Origin of the sequence: Actinomadura sp. WMMA1423, assembly GCF_006547145.1 — a bacterium.
Classification (GTDB): Bacteria; Actinomycetota; Actinomycetes; order Streptosporangiales; family Streptosporangiaceae; genus Spirillospora.
In genome coordinates, this window is sequence record NZ_CP041244.1 from 9,192,188 (window position 1) to 9,206,418 (window position 14,231).

The window sequence follows — 14,231 nt, forward strand, 5'->3', positions numbered from 1 at the left end:
ATGCCGGAGGAGCCGAAACACCATGAGCACCCCCATCGCCGTCATCGGCATGTCCGCCCGCGTCCCCGGTGGACCGGGCCTGGAGGAGTTCTGGTCGCTGCTGTGGCGCGGCGGCGAGGCGATCCGCCCCGCCCCCGAGGGCCGCGCGGGCGCGCCCGGCCGCGGCGGCTTCCTCGACCGGGTCGACGGCTTCGACGCCGCGTTCTTCGGAATCCCCGCGCGCGAGGCCGCCGAACTCGACCCGCAGCAGCGCCTGATGCTCGAACTCGCCTGGGAGGCGCTGGAGGACGCCCGCGTCCTGCCCGCCTCGCTTCGCGGGAGCCGGACGGGCGTCTTCGTCGGCGCGATGTCCGACGACTACGGGCTCCTCCACGCGCGCCGCACCGGCGCCGAGGCGTCGCCCTTCACGCTGACCGGGACCCGCCGCGGCTTCATCTCCGGACGCGTCTCGCACGTGTTCGGCCTGCGCGGCCCCAGCGTCACCGTCGACACTGCCCAGTCGTCCTCCCTGGTGGCGGTGTACCAGGCGGTGCAGAGCCTCCGGGACGGCGACTGCGAGACGGCCGTCGCGGGCGGCGTGCAGGTGAACCTCGCCCCGGAGAGCCACGAGGCGCTGCGGGAGCTCGGGGCGCTGTCGCCCGACGGGCACTGCCGCCCCTTCGACGCGGACGCCAACGGCTTCGTGCGCGGCGAGGGCGGCGGCGCGGTCGTCCTCAAGCCGCTCGACGCGGCGCTGCGGGACGGCGACCGGGTGCACTGCGTCATCCTCGGCGGCGCCGTCAACAACGACGGCGCCACGCCCGGCCTGACCGCGCCGAGCGCCGAGGCGCAGGAAGAGGTCCTGCGGCTCGCCTACGAGCGGGCCGGGGTGGATCCCGGCGCGGTCCACTACGTGGAGCTGCACGGGACCGGGACGCGCGCCGGCGACCCGGTGGAGGCGGCCGCGCTCGGCCGGGTGCTCGGCGCGGCCCGTCCGGCGGACCGGCCGCTGCTGGTCGGCTCGGTCAAGTCGAACATCGGCCACCTGGAGGCCGCGGCCGGGATCGCCGGGCTCCTCAAGACGGCCGCCGGGCTGTCGCGCGGCCGGCTCCCCGCGACGCCGAACTTCGCCGCCCCGAACCCCGAGATCGACGTCGCGGGCCTGCGTCTGCGGGTCCACGACCGCCCCGGCGACTGGCCGGGCGGCGACCGGGTCGCGGGCGTCTCGGCCTTCGGGCTCGGCGGCTCCAACTGCCATCTGGTCCTCGCCGGCCCGCCGTGCGGAGACGAGGCGAGCCCCCTGAGCGGAGCGAACCGGGGGGCGTGGGGGGTCGTCCCCCGACAGAAGGGCCCCGGCCGCGCGCCGTTCGCCGGGCCCGTCCCATGGGTGGTGAGCGGACGCTCGGAGCGGGCGCTGCGCGCACAGGCCGGACGGCTCGCCGAATTCGCCGGGACGCGGCCGGACGCGCGGGACGCCGGCCACGCGCTCGCGGTGTCGCGGACCGCGTTCGAGCACGGCGCCGTCGTGACGGGCGACCACCTGGCGGGACTGCGCGAGCTCGCGGCGGGACGCGACGCCCCCGGAGCCGTCCGGGTCAGGCGGCGCGACGGCCGCACCGCGATCCTCTTCCCCGGGCAGGGCGTGCAGCGCGCGGGCATGGGCCGTGCCCTCTACGAGACTTATCCGGCGTTCGCGCGGGCGCTCGACGAGGTCGCCGCCGCGCTGGAGCCGGTGATCGGCACGCCGATCACCGAGGCGATGTGGGGCGACCGGCTGGACCGCCAGGAACTGGTGCAGCCCGCCGTGTTCGCCGTCGAGGTCGCGCTGTTCCGCCTGCTGGAGTCGTGGGGCGTCCGGCCGGACGCCGTCGCGGGCCACTCGCTCGGGGAGATCACCGCCGCGCACGTCGCCGGGGTGCTCCCCCTGGCCGGCGCGGCGGAGTTCGTGGCGGCGCGCGGACGGCTGTTCGAGGGCTTGGCGCCCGGTCTCGCGGTCGCGGTCGAGGCGGGCGAGGACGAGGCCCGCGCCGCGCTCGCCGGCCGGCCGGACCGCGCCGACGTCGCCGCCGTGAACGGCCCCCGCTCGGTGGTGATCGCGGGGGAGGAGGCGGTCGTGACCGCGGCCGCCGAGCACTTCGCCGACTCCGGGCGCCGCACCAAGCGGCTGCGCATCGGACGCGCCGTCCACTCGCCGCTCGTCGAGCCGCTGCTGGACGACCTGCGGGCCGTGGCCGCCGGGCTCGACTGGCGGCGGCCGGACGGGGGCCCGGCCGTCGTCTCCTCGGTGACGGGCGCGCGGATCGGGGCCGACCGGCTCGCGGACCCCGCGCACTGGGCGGGCAACGCGCGCAGGACCGTCCGGTTCGGCGAGGCGCTCAGGACCCTGCACGCCCTGGGCGCGCGGCGGTTCGTGGAGGCCGGCCCCGGCACCGCGCTCACCGACCTCCTCCCGGCGAACGTCTCCGATCCCGCCGTGACGGCCCTGCCCTGCATGCCGGGCGGACGGGACGAGGCGGAGGGCGCGGTTACGGCCCTGGCCGGGATCCACCTGGCCGGGGGCCGGGTCGACTGGCCCGCCTTCTTCGGCGCGGACGCCCCCGGGCTCGACCTGCCGACCTACGCGTTCCAGCGCGACCGCCACTGGCTCGACACCGCCGAACAGGAGGCGGCCCCGGCGGCGCCCGACACCGACACCCGGCGGCTGGTCGCCGAGACCCTCGACCAGATCCTCGGGACCGGCGCAGCGGCCGAGCCCGACGTCCCGTTCCGCGAGCTGGGCGTGGACTCGCGGATGGCCGTCGTCATCCGCGACCGCCTCTCGGCAGCCCTCGGCCGCGACCTGCCCGGCTCCCTGCTCTTCGACCACCCCACCGCCGCCGAACTCGCCGAAGCCCTGCGCCGCGGACCCGAGGCCCGGCCCGACGAGGCCCGGCCCGCCGCCGCCCCGCCGGAACCGGTCTCCGGACCCGGCGAGCGGGAGGACGACATCGCGGTCGTCGCGATGGGCTGCCGCTATCCGGGCGGGGTGCGGTCGCCGGAGGACCTCTGGCGCCTGGTGGACGCCGGGACCGACGCGATCGGGCCGTTCCCGGACGACCGCGACTGGGACCTCGACGAAATGCCGGAGGGCCTCGCCAAGGGCGGGTTCCTCGACGGCGCCGCCGAGTTCGACGCCGCGTTCTTCGGGATCTCACCGCGCGAGGCCGCCGGAATCGACCCGCAGCAGCGCCTCCTGCTGGAGACCGCGTGGGAGGCGTTCGAACGGGCCGGGCTGGATCGTGACACGCTGCGCGGCAGCCGCACCGGCGTCTTCGTCGGCGCGACCGCGCAGGACTACGGCCCGCGCCTCGCCGAGCCCGAGGACGGCACGCGCGGGCACCGGCTCACCGGCACCACGCCCAGCGTCGCCTCCGGGCGCATCGCCTACGTCCTCGGCCTTCGCGGCCCCGCCGTCACCGTGGACACCGCGTGCTCGGCGTCCCTGGTCAGCGTGCACATGGCCGCGCAGGCGATCCGGCAGGGCGAGTGCGACACCGCGCTCGCCGGAGGCGTGACGGTGCTGGCGACCCCCGGCATGTTCCTGGACTTCGGCCGCCAGCAGGGGCTCGCCTCCGACGGCCGGTGCAAGGCGTTCTCCGCCGACGCCGACGGCACGGCGTGGGCCGAGGGCGCCGGGCTCGTCGTCCTGCAGCGCCTCGGCGACGCCCGGCGCGCGGGACGTCCCGTGCTGGCCGTCCTGCGCGGCAGCGCCGTCAACCAGGACGGCGCCAGCAACGGGCTCACGGCGCCGAACGGGACCGCCCAGGAGCAGGTCATCCGCGACGCGCTCGACCGCGCCGGGATCGGCCCGGCCGAGGTGGACGCCGTCGAGGCGCACGGCACGGGCACCGCGCTGGGCGACCCCATCGAGGCGGGCGCCCTCGCCCGCACCTACGGCGCCGCCCGCGCCGGGGGCGACCCGGTCCGGCTGGGCTCGCTCAAGTCCAACATCGGGCACGCCCAGGCCGCGGCGGGCGTCGGCGGCCTGATCAAGATGGTGGAGGCGCTGCGCGCCGGGCGGCTGCCGCGCACGCTGCACGTCGGCACGCCCTCCCCGCACCTCGACTGGGCCGGCAGCGGCCTGGCCCTGCTGACCGAGCCGGTGCCGTGGCCGCGCGCGGACCGCCCGCGCCGCGCCGCCGTCTCCTCCTTCGGCATCAGCGGCACCAACGCGCACGTCATCGTCGAGGAGGCCCGGCCCGTCGAGGAGGCCCGGCCCGGCGGGGAGCACGACCGGCCCGCTCCGGCCGCGCTGCCGCTGTCGGCCCGGACCGAGACCGCGCTGCGCGCCCAGGCCGCACGGGCCCGCGAGTTCATGGCCGCGCACCCGGAGGAGCGTCCGGCCGACATCGCCCGGACCCTGGCGGCCCGCACGCCGATGCGGTGGCGCGCCGTGGTCGTCGGGGACACCCGCGACGACCTCATGGACGGCCTGGAGACGCTGGCCCGCGAGGGCCGCGTGCCGGCGGCCGTGCGCGGCTACCGGTCGCCCGCCCTCGTCCGGGCCCAGGCGCGCGACGCCTCCGACCCGGTGTTCGTGTTCCCCGGTCAGGGGGCGCAGTGGCGGGGGATGGCCCTGGAACTGCTGCGCGAGTCCGCGGCCTTCCGCGAGCGGATGGCCGAGTGCGAGCGGGCCCTGTCGGCACACTGCGACTGGTCGCTCGCGGACGTGCTGGAGAACGACCCGCTCGACCGGGTCGACGTCGTCCAGCCTGCGCTGTTCGCCGTCATGGTCTCGCTCGCCCGGGTGTGGGAGTCGGCCGGGGTCCGCCCGGCGGCGGTGGTCGGGCACTCGCAGGGCGAGATCGCGGCCGCCTGCGTGTCCGGCGCCCTGTCGCTGGAGGACGCCGCCAAGGTGGTGTGCCTGCGCAGCAAGGCGCTGCGCGAGGTCGCGGGCAGCGGCGGCATGGCCTCCGTGCCGCTGCCCGCACGCGAGATCGAACCGCCCGCCCGGGTGTGGACGGCGGCGGTGAACGGGCCGTCCTCCACCGTCGTCGCCGGGGACGCCGGCGCGCTCGACGGGTTCGTCGCCCGGCTCCAGGACCAGGGCGTCGACGCCCGGCGCGTGGACGTGGACTACGCCTCCCACACCGAGGCGATGGAGCCGATGCGCGACCCGCTGCTCGCCGATCTCGCGGGGCTCGCCCCGTCCACGCCGTCCGTCCCGTTGTGGTCCACGCTGACCGGCGGCCCGCTCGACCGGACGATGGACGAGCGCTACTGGTTCGACAACATCCGTGGCACCGTGCGGTTCCAGGACGCGGTGCGCGGGCTCATCGAGGCGGGACACACGCGGTTCGTAGAGGTCAGCCCGCACCCCGTCCTCACCCGCGCCATCACCGACACGGCGGGCGGCGCCGAGACCAGCGACGGCGAGGCGGCCGTCTTCGGCACGCTGCGGCGGGACGGAGGCGGACTCGCGCAGTTCCTCACGGGCGCCGCCGCCGCCTACGTCGACGGCGTGCCGGTGGACTGGAAGGCGTTCGCCCCCGAGGGCCGCGTCGTGCCGATGCCGACCTACCCGTTCGAGCCCGAGCGGTACTGGCGGACCGCCGGGACCGCGGCCGCGGCGGGCGTCGCGGGCGCGGCGAAGGCGGGGCACCCGCTGCTGGACGTCGAGGTGGAACTGCCCGGCGGCGGGCTCCTGCGCACCGGGCGGCTGTCGGTCGCCCGGCACCCGTGGCTCGCCGACCACGAGGTCGCCGGAACGGTCATGCTGCCCGGGACGGCCCAGGTCGAGATGGCCTGCTCGGCAGGTGCCCGCGTCGGCCACGGGCGCCTGCGCGAACTGGTGCTGGAGCGTCCGCTGACCGTCCCCGCCTCCGACGAGGTCGAGGTCCGGCTGCTGGCCGGGGCGGACCGGTCGCTCGTCATCGAGTCCCGATCCGGCGGCGCGGACGGCTGGACCCGGCACGCCTCGGGGATCCTGGAGGACGACACCGGGCCCGAGCCCGAGACGCGCGCCGGGGAGTGGCCGCCGCCCGGTGCGGAACCGCTGCCGCTGGAAGGCGCCTACGACCGGCTCGCCGAGCGCGGCTACGCCTACGGCCCGGCCTTCCGCGGACTCCGGCGCGCTTGGCGGGACGGCGGCGACCTCTACGCCGAGGTCGGCACCGACCAGGACCGGGGCGCGCACCGCGTCCACCCCGCGCTGCTGGACGCCGCCCTGCACCCGCTGCTCCTGCCCGCGGAGGGCCCGCCGGAGGTCCCGTTCGTCTGGAAGGGCGTCTCCTGCCGGCCCGCCGACACCTCCGTGCTGCGCGTCCGGCTGACCCGGGACGGGGATGGAACGGCCCGGCTGGAGGCCGCCGACGCCGAAGGGCGCGTGGTCGCCGTGGTCGACTCGGTCGACCTGCGCCCGCTCGCCGAGGACGCGTCGGGCGACCTCTACGAGACCCGATGGCGTGAGGTCTCGGCCGACGCCGAAGACGAGCCGCCCGAACAGCCCGAGGCGCACGTCGTGCACGTCGCGGACCTCGACGGCCTCATGCCGGAGGGCGCCCACCACGCCGCACAATCCGTCCTGAAGGAACTCCAGGACATCCCCGACACCGACACCGTCGCCGTCATCACCAGGAACGCGCAACGCGTCCTCCCCGGCGACGATGTCACCGGCCTGGCCCAGGCGACGGTGACCGGACTCGTGCGCACGATCCGCGCCGAGCGGCAGGGCCGCGTCGTCCTGATCGACGCCGGCGGAGACACCGACGAGGCACTGCCCAAGGCGCTCGCGACCGGAGAGGCCGAACTGGCCGTCAGGCAAGGCCGCCTGTACGCCCCTCGCCTGGCCCGCCCCGAAGAGGGCGACCTCACTCCACCGGATGAGGGCGCATGGCGGCTGGACGTCACCCGCCGGGGGTCGCTGGGCGACCTGGCGCTCGTCCCCGCCCCCGAGGCCGGGCGGCCGCTGGACGAGGGCGAGGTCCGCGTCGCCGTCCGCGCCTCCGGGCTGAACTTCCGGGACGTCGCCGTCGCCCTGGGCCTGGTCGCCACCGAGCGGACCATGGGCAGCGAAGGGGCCGGGATCGTCACCGAGACCGGACCGGGCGTCACGTCCCTCCGCCCGGGGGACCGGGTCACGGGCGTGTTCGAGCGCTCCCACGGGCCCGTCGCGGTCGCCGACGCCCGCCGGGCCGCCCCGATGCCGCCGGGCTGGACGTTCGCCCGCGCCGCGTCGGTGCCGATCGTCTTCGCCACCGCCTACCAGTGCCTGGCCGAGATCGCCGGGCTGCGGCGCGGCGAGAGCGTGCTGATCCACGCGGCCACCGGCGGCGTGGGGCTGGCCGCCCTCCAGCTCGCGCGGCACCTCGGCGCCGAGGTGTACGCCACCGCGAGCCCGCCCAAGCAGCACGTCCTGCGCGGGCTCGGCCTCGACGGCGACCACATCGCCTCGTCCCGCGACCTGGAGTTCGAGGAGCGGTTCCGAGGGCGGATCGACGTCGTCCTCAACTCGCTGGCCCGCGAGACCGTGGACGCGTCGCTGCGCGTGCTGCGCCCCGGCGGCCGCTTCGTGGAGATCGGCAAGACCGACCTCCGCGACCCGGGCGCCGTGGAGGCCGAGCACCCCGGCGTCCGTTACGCCGCGTACGACCTGCTCAGCGTCGAGCCCGAACGCGTCGGCGAGGTGCTGCGGACCGTGCTCGACCTGCACGAGGAGGGCGCGCTGCACCCCCTCCCGCTCCACACCTACGACGTGCGGCGGGCGCCGGAGGCGCTGAGGACCCTGCGGCATGCCGAGCACATCGGCAAGCTCGTCCTGACGGTCCCGCCCCCCGCGCCCCTCGACCCGGACGGGACGGTCCTCGTCACCGGCGGCACGGGCAAGCTCGGCGCCCTGCTGGCGCGGCACCTCGTCCGGGAGCACGGCGTGCGCCGGCTCGTCCTGGCGGGCCGCCGGGGCCGCTCCGCCGACGGCGTCCCCGCGCTGGAGGCGGAACTGACCGCGCTCGGCGCCGAGGCCGCCTTCCCGGCCTGCGACACCGCTGACCGGGACGCCGTCGCCCGCCTGCTGGCCGAGCACCGGCCGACCGCCCTGGTGCACGCCGCCGGGGTCCTGGACGACGGGCTCGCCGCGACGCTGACCGGTGAACGGATGGACGCGGTCCTGCGTCCCAAGGTGGACGCCGCCTGGCACCTGCACGAGCTGACACGGGACACGGACCTGACGGCGTTCGTCATGTTCTCCTCGGCGGTCGGCGTGCTCGGCGCGCCCGGGCAGTCCAACTACGCCGCCGCCAACACCTGGCTGGACGCCCTGGCCCAGCACCGGCACGCCCAGGGCCTGCCCGCCGCCTCACTCTCCTGGGGCCTGTGGGACGAGGGCGGCGGCATGACCGGCCACCTGTCGGACGACCAGGTCGGCAGGCTGCGCCGCACCGGGATCGCGCCGCTGCCGGCCGAGCGCGCGCTCGCGCTGTTCGACGCCGCCCTGCGGACGCCGCGCGGCCATCTCGTGCCGGTGAACCTGGACGTCCGCGACGTGCGGCCGGGCACGGTCCCGATGCTCGCCGACCTCGTCCGCGACGACCCGGAGCCCGCCCGGCAGGACGAGGGGCCCGGCGCGGGCCTCGCCGAGCGCGTGCGCGGCGCCTCCGGCGACGACCTCGGACGCGTCCTGACCGCGGCCGTGTGCGACACCGCCGGGGAGATCCTCGGATACCCCGAGCCCGGCGCCGTCGGACCGGACGACGCGTTCAAGGAACTCGGCTTCGACTCCCTGCTCAGCGTGGACCTGCGCAACCGCGTCAACCGCGAGCTGGGGATCGAACTGCCGACCACCGCGGTCATGGACAACCCGACCCCCGCCGAACTGGCCGGGGTCATCCGGGCGGCCCTGCCGCCCGGTGACGGAAACGCCGATGAGAAGGAGAAGGGAAGATGAGCGAGCAGCGCGACCGCCACGCCTTCGTGAGCGGGGGGACCAGCGGCATCGGCCGCGCGGTCGCCGAGCGGCTGGCCGGGGAGGGCGCGCGGGTGTTCATCTGCGCGCGCGACGCCGACGCGGTCACCGGAACGATCAAGGAGCTGCGGGACGCGGGCGGGGACGTGGACGGCGCCGCCTGCGACGTCCGCGACGCCGGCCAGGTCAAGGCCGTGGTGGAGGAGGCCAACGCGGCGGGACCGGTCAACGTCCTGGTCAACAACGTCGGCCGGGGAGGCGGCGGGCAGACCGCCGAGATCCCCGACGAACTGTGGGACGACGTCATCGCCACCAACCTGACCAGCGTCTTCCGCGTGACCCGCGCGTTCCTGGCGTCCGGCCTCAAGGACGCCGGATGGGGACGCGTCATCAACATCGCGTCCACGGCCGGCAAGCAGGGCGTGGTCCTCGGCGCGCCGTACTCGGCGTCCAAGCACGGCGTCGTCGGCTTCACCAAGGCGCTCGGCCTGGAACTGGCCAAGAGCGGCGTCACCGTCAACGCCGTCTGCCCCGGCTATGTCGAAACGCCCATGGCCGAGAATATCCGGCGCGGCTACGCCGACTACTGGGACGTCACCGAGGGCGAGGTGCTCGCCCGGTTCGAGGCCAAGATCCCGCTGGGCCGCTACACCACGCCCGAGGAGGTCGCCGCGATGGTCGCCTACCTGGCCGGCCCCGACACCGGGGCGGTCACGGCCCAGGCGATCAACGTCTGCGGCGGACTCGGCAACTTCTGAGGAGCGGCGATGACCCTGCGAGAGGAGACCGCGGCGACACGGCGGTCCGACCACACGACGCACCACACCGAGCACGGAACGCGGATCGCGGCGCCGCCGGACGCCGTCTACCGGATCGTCGCGGACGTGACGTCCTGGCCGGTGCACTTCCCGCCGACCGTGCACGCCGTCCGCGTCTCCGGCGACGACCGCGCGGAACGCATCCGGATCTGGGCGCTCGCCAACGGCGCGCTCCGCACCTGGGAGTCGCGGCGCGCGCTGGACGCCGGCGCCCGGACCGTCGAGTTCGCGCAGGCCGAGCCGAGCGCCCCCGTCGCCGCGATGCGCGGAACCTGGCGGATCGGGCCGGACGGGAACGGCGGCTCCCGCGTCGCCCTGCTCCACGACTACGCCGCCGTGGACGACGACCCGGAGGGCCTCGCGCTCATCAACAAGGCCGTCGAGAGCAACAGCACCGCGGAACTGGACGCGCTCAGGCGCGCGGCCGAGACCGGCGCCGGCGACGGCCTCACCCTGGAGTTCAGCGACGACGAACTCGTCCACGGGCCGCTGGAGGCGGCGTACGACTTCGTCAACGAGTGCGACCGGTGGCCCGAGCGGCTCCCGCACGTGGCGCGCGTCGACCTGACCGAGGACGAGCCCGGCCTCCAGTTCATGGAGATGGACACCCGGTCGCCGGACGGCTCCACGCACACCACAGCGTCCGGCCGCGTGTGCGTGCGAGGTGAGCGCATCGTCTACAAGCAGACGACGACGCCTCCGATCATGCGGACGCACAACGGCGAGTGGCTGTTCGAGGCGGCCGGGGACGGCGCGGTGCGCGTCACGTCCCGGCACACGGTCGTCATCGACCCCGAGGCCCTGACGGGACCGGCCGCCGGCGGGATGGACCTGCCGGCGGTGCGCGACAGGATCCGCGAGACGCTCGGCGCCAACAGCAGGGCGACCCTGCGCGCCGCGAAGCGGTTCGCGGAGGACGAGAGGAGCGGAAAGTGAAGGAACTGACCCTGGACGACCTGAAGAACGCCCTGCGCGCGGCGGCGGGCGAGGCGGAGACCCTCGACGATCCGGCCGATCTGCTCGACGTGCCGTTCTCCGAGATGGGCTACGACTCGCTGGCCGTCATGGAGACCACGGCGCAGGTCGAGCGCATGCTCGGAATCGAACTGCCGGAGGAGGAGACCGCCGAACTGAAGACGCCCCGCGAATACCTGGACTTCGTCAACGCCAGGATCGGCGAGACGGTGTAGATCCTGCTCCGGTTGTCAATCTACATTTGTAGATATGAAACCGGAGGAGGATCTGGAGCTCCGGAATCTCCCGGAACGGCGAAAGAGCCGGTGGCCCGCGCGGGCCACCGGCTCTTTCTCTCGACTTCCCGATGATCTGGACCGGCCGGATCAGGCCGTTCCCTCGGGCCGTCCGGTCAGGACATTCCGTCGACCCGGACGACCCGCTCCCGGATCAGCCAGGAACCGCCGTCGGGAACGAGCACGTCCTCGCACGTGGTGCTCGCGTGCAGAACGGTCCCCTTCTCCTTGCTCGACTGGAACACCAGCGCGTAGCTGCGGACCCGGACGCTCCCGTCCTCGGGGAGGATGTGGCTCATCCCGAGCCAGTGGCGCCGGACGATCCCCGCCTCGGCGAGCTTGTCGGCGACGACCCGGGACGCCGACCGGATCTCCTCCCGGCCGCGGACGGGCTCCGGATGGCCCTGGGCGTCGAACACGCCGTCGGGGGTGAAGGCGTCGGCCCATTCCTCGACCCTGCCGGCGTCGAGGAGCTGCATGTGCCGGGCGTAGAAGTTGTCGATGTCGGCCCTCAGCTCGGCGGGTGCGAGGGTGGTCGGCATGGTGCGTCCCCTTTCCTGGGCGGTGCTTCTCGGTCGTGTTCAGCGGATGTTCGGTGCGGGCCGCCGTCCGGCGTCGCGCGGGGCCCGCGGTTTCGGTATCGCCGTCGCGGCGGGGCCCGGGGCCGCCGCCGCCTTCGGTGCCGTGCACGTCAGCGGCGTCGTGGGCTGCTCGCCCTGCAGGACGGCCGCGTGCACCTCGCTGAGCTCGGGGGACGGGCTCAGCCCGAGGTCCTCGGCGAGGATGTGCCGGGCCGAATGGAAGGCCTCCAGGGCGTCGTAGCGGCGTCCGGAACGTGCCAACGAGCACACCAGGAGGGCGTGGTACCACTCGTCGTACGGCTTGAGGGCGACCAGCGACCGCAGCTCGCCGATGAGCTCGCGGTGCCGGCCGAGCCGCAGGTCGGCCTCGATGCGCAGGTTCAGCGCGTGCGCGCGGTGCTCGTCCAGCGCCGCGGCGTGGCTCTCCAGGACCCGGCCGAGTTCGACGTTGGCCATCGGAGGGCCCGTCCAGAGGTCGAGCGCGTCGCACAGCGGCTCCACGGCCTCGGCGGAGCGGCCGTCCTGCAGCATCCCGCGGCCCTTGGAGAGCAGCCGGTCGAACCGGCTGAGGTCCAGCTGCTCGGGGGAGACCCGCAGCATGTAGCCGGGCGGGCGGGTGAGCAGGACGTCCTCGTCGCCGCGCCCCGCGGCCGCCTCCGAGGTCAGCCACCGCCGGATCTGGTACACGTACGTCTGGGCGGTCCGGGCCGCGCTGCGCGGCGGGTCGTCCCCCCACAGCTCCTCGATGATCGTGTCGAGCGGCACGACGCGGTCCGCGCGCACCAGCAGCAGCGCGAGCGTGTTCAGCACGCGCGGCGCGGTCGGTGCGAACGCCGATCCGCCGCCGCCCGCGACCTCCAGCGGGCCGAGCAGCTTGAAACGCAGCATCTGAGTTTCGACCTCCGTCGATCTGGTCGCGGTCATTCACGGCATTCGCCGCTTTTTGCCAGGAAGACGCTTTCTAAGCGCGTCATCGTCGTTCGGTGAGGCGTGCGGCCCCGAACGTCCACCACCGGGTGCGCCTTCCGGTCCCCGCGGGGTATCGAAAGAAGTACTCCGCGGTCGGCGCGAACGCGTTTCCCCCTCCGGTGCTCGGTTATCAAGCGCGACGTCAGAGAACGCCTCGTCGACCGAAGAGGAGTGATCCTCGGTGACGACAGAAACGACGGTGGCCGAGAAAGGCACGTCGGAGCGGCTGGGACTCGTGCTCGCCGTCTGCTGCGCCGGACAGTTCCTGGTGGTGCTGGACGCCTCGGTGATGAACGTCGCGCTGCCCTCCATCAGGACCGCACTGCATTTCCAGACCGACTCGCTGCAATGGATCATCAACGCGTACACGATCGTGTTCGCGGGCTTCCTGCTGCTCGGCGGGCGGCTGGCCGACATCTACGGGCGGCGCCGGGTCTTCCTCGGCGGGATCGCCGTCTTCACGCTCGCGAGCCTCGCCGGAGGCCTGGCCTGGAACCCGGCCTCGCTGCTGGCCGCGCGCGGCGTCCAGGGGCTGGGCGCGGCCGTGATGGCGCCGGCGACGCTGACCGTCCTCGGCACCACCTTCACCGACAGGGAGCGGCGCGCCAGGGCGTTCGGCCTGTGGGGCGCGGTCGCCGCGGGAGGCGGCGCGATCGGCGCGCTCGTCGGCGGCGCCATCACCGAATGGCTCTCCTGGCGGTGGATCCTGCTCGTCAACGTCCCCGTCGGCGTCCTGCTGACGGCGGGCGCGGTGTACGCGGTCACCGAGTCCCGCAAGGAGGACGGCGACCGGCGGATGGACCTGCCCGGCGCCCTCGCCATCACGGCCGGGCTGATCCTGCTGGTCTACGGCATCGTCCGGTCCGAGAAGGAGGGCTGGGACTCGCCGCAGATCATCGTCAGCCTCGGCCTGGCCGTCGTCCTGCTGGTCCTCTTCGCCGTGAACGAGACGCGCCGCAGGAGCCATCCGCTGGTGCCGCTCGGCATCTTCCGCAACCGCTCGGTGACGGCGGCCAACCTGGTCGCGTTCACGAGCACCGCCGCCCTGTGGGGGACGTTCTTCCTGTTCACCCTGCTGCTCCAGCTCGTCCTCGGCTACAGCCCGCTCGAGACCGGGTTCGCGTACCTGCCGCTGTCCCTCGGCATCGTCGCCGCCGCGCGCGGCATCGCCCCGCTGGTGCCGAAGGCGGGCCCGCGCCCGCTGCTGGTCGCCGGGCTGCTGCTGTCGGCGGCCGGCCTGGCCTGGCTCTCCCGCGCCGGGGCGGGAGCCGGCTTCGTGGCCGACCTGTTCGGCCCGACGCTGGTCCTCGGCATCGGCCAGGGCCTGGTGTCGGCGTCCATGACCGTCGCGGGCACCTCCGAGGTCGGCTACCGCGAGCAGGGGCTCGTCTCAGGGCTGCTGAACACCAGCCGCCAGGTCGGCGGCGCGCTCGGGCTCGGCATCCTCGCCGTCGTCGCCGCCGCGCACACCTCGGACGTGGCGCGGGGCGGGCACGTCACCGGGCAGGCCCTCGCCGCGGGATTCGACCGCGCCCTGCTGGTCTCGGCGCTGTTCCCGCTCCTCGGCGTGGCCGCCGCCCTCGCCGTCCCGAGGATCCGCCCGGACGACGGGCCGCCCGCGCGCGGCTGACCCGCCTCGACGGGACCGCCTCGACAGCATCCCGACAGGACGTCGACGGACGCGGGCGAGATTGGG

The 14,231-nt window shown here is 75.2% G+C and carries 7 protein-coding genes; 5 read left to right on the forward strand and 2 right to left on the reverse strand.

The annotated features are described in order from the left end of the window. Positions 1 to 22 precede the first annotated feature (22 nt). From FKD65_RS42380 to FKD65_RS42395, 4 genes are read left to right on the forward strand one after another with little or no spacing between them, the layout of a single operon-like run. Positions 23 to 8,899, forward strand: a complete 8,877-nt coding sequence (locus tag FKD65_RS42380; RefSeq protein ID WP_141585718.1) for a type I polyketide synthase — start codon at positions 23 to 25, stop codon at positions 8,897 to 8,899. Next, entirely contained in the window at positions 8,896 to 9,675 is a 780-nt protein-coding gene (locus FKD65_RS42385; protein ID WP_141585721.1) for an SDR family NAD(P)-dependent oxidoreductase, read from the forward strand. The genes FKD65_RS42380 and FKD65_RS42385 overlap by 4 nt, the downstream gene beginning before the upstream one ends. 9 nt (positions 9,676 to 9,684) lie before the next feature. Then, a complete protein-coding gene (locus tag FKD65_RS42390; protein ID WP_141585723.1) occupies positions 9,685 to 10,671 on the forward strand; it encodes an aromatase/cyclase in 987 nt (328 codons plus the stop codon). Beyond that, complete coding sequence (locus tag FKD65_RS42395) at positions 10,668 to 10,925, forward strand: acyl carrier protein (RefSeq protein WP_141585725.1); 258 nt, start codon at positions 10,668 to 10,670, stop codon at positions 10,923 to 10,925. Before FKD65_RS42390 ends, FKD65_RS42395 begins: the two co-directional genes overlap by 4 nt. 176 nt (positions 10,926 to 11,101) lie before the next feature. Here FKD65_RS42395 and FKD65_RS42400 read toward each other — a convergent pair whose 3' ends face one another. Together FKD65_RS42400 and FKD65_RS42405 are read right to left on the reverse strand one after the other, a co-directional pair. After that, positions 11,102 to 11,527: a nuclear transport factor 2 family protein gene (locus FKD65_RS42400; RefSeq protein ID WP_141585727.1), complete on the reverse strand. Its 426-nt coding sequence runs from the start codon at positions 11,525 to 11,527 to the stop codon at positions 11,102 to 11,104. Positions 11,528 to 11,566: 39 nt separating this feature from the next. Then, positions 11,567 to 12,454, reverse strand: coding sequence for an AfsR/SARP family transcriptional regulator (locus FKD65_RS42405; protein WP_205718471.1), 888 nt, complete (start codon positions 12,452 to 12,454; stop codon positions 11,567 to 11,569). Between the two features lie 262 nt (positions 12,455 to 12,716). On the opposite strand from FKD65_RS42405, the gene FKD65_RS42410 reads away from it, so the two are divergent. Further along, positions 12,717 to 14,165, forward strand: coding sequence for an MFS transporter (locus FKD65_RS42410; protein ID WP_141585731.1), 1,449 nt, complete (start codon positions 12,717 to 12,719; stop codon positions 14,163 to 14,165). Positions 14,166 to 14,231: the final 66 nt, after the last annotated feature.

Coding starts and splice junctions, on each gene's coding strand:
- FKD65_RS42380 (WP_141585718.1), top strand. CDS start 23: ATGAGCACCCCCATCGCCGTCATCGGCATGTCCGCCCGCGTCCCCGGT.
- FKD65_RS42390 (WP_141585723.1), top strand. CDS start 9,685: ATGACCCTGCGAGAGGAGACCGCGGCGACACGGCGGTCCGACCACACG.
- FKD65_RS42405 (WP_205718471.1), bottom strand. CDS start 12,454: ATGCTGCGTTTCAAGCTGCTCGGCCCGCTGGAGGTCGCGGGCGGCGGC.
- FKD65_RS42400 (WP_141585727.1), bottom strand. CDS start 11,527: ATGCCGACCACCCTCGCACCCGCCGAGCTGAGGGCCGACATCGACAAC.
- FKD65_RS42385 (WP_141585721.1), top strand. CDS start 8,896: ATGAGCGAGCAGCGCGACCGCCACGCCTTCGTGAGCGGGGGGACCAGC.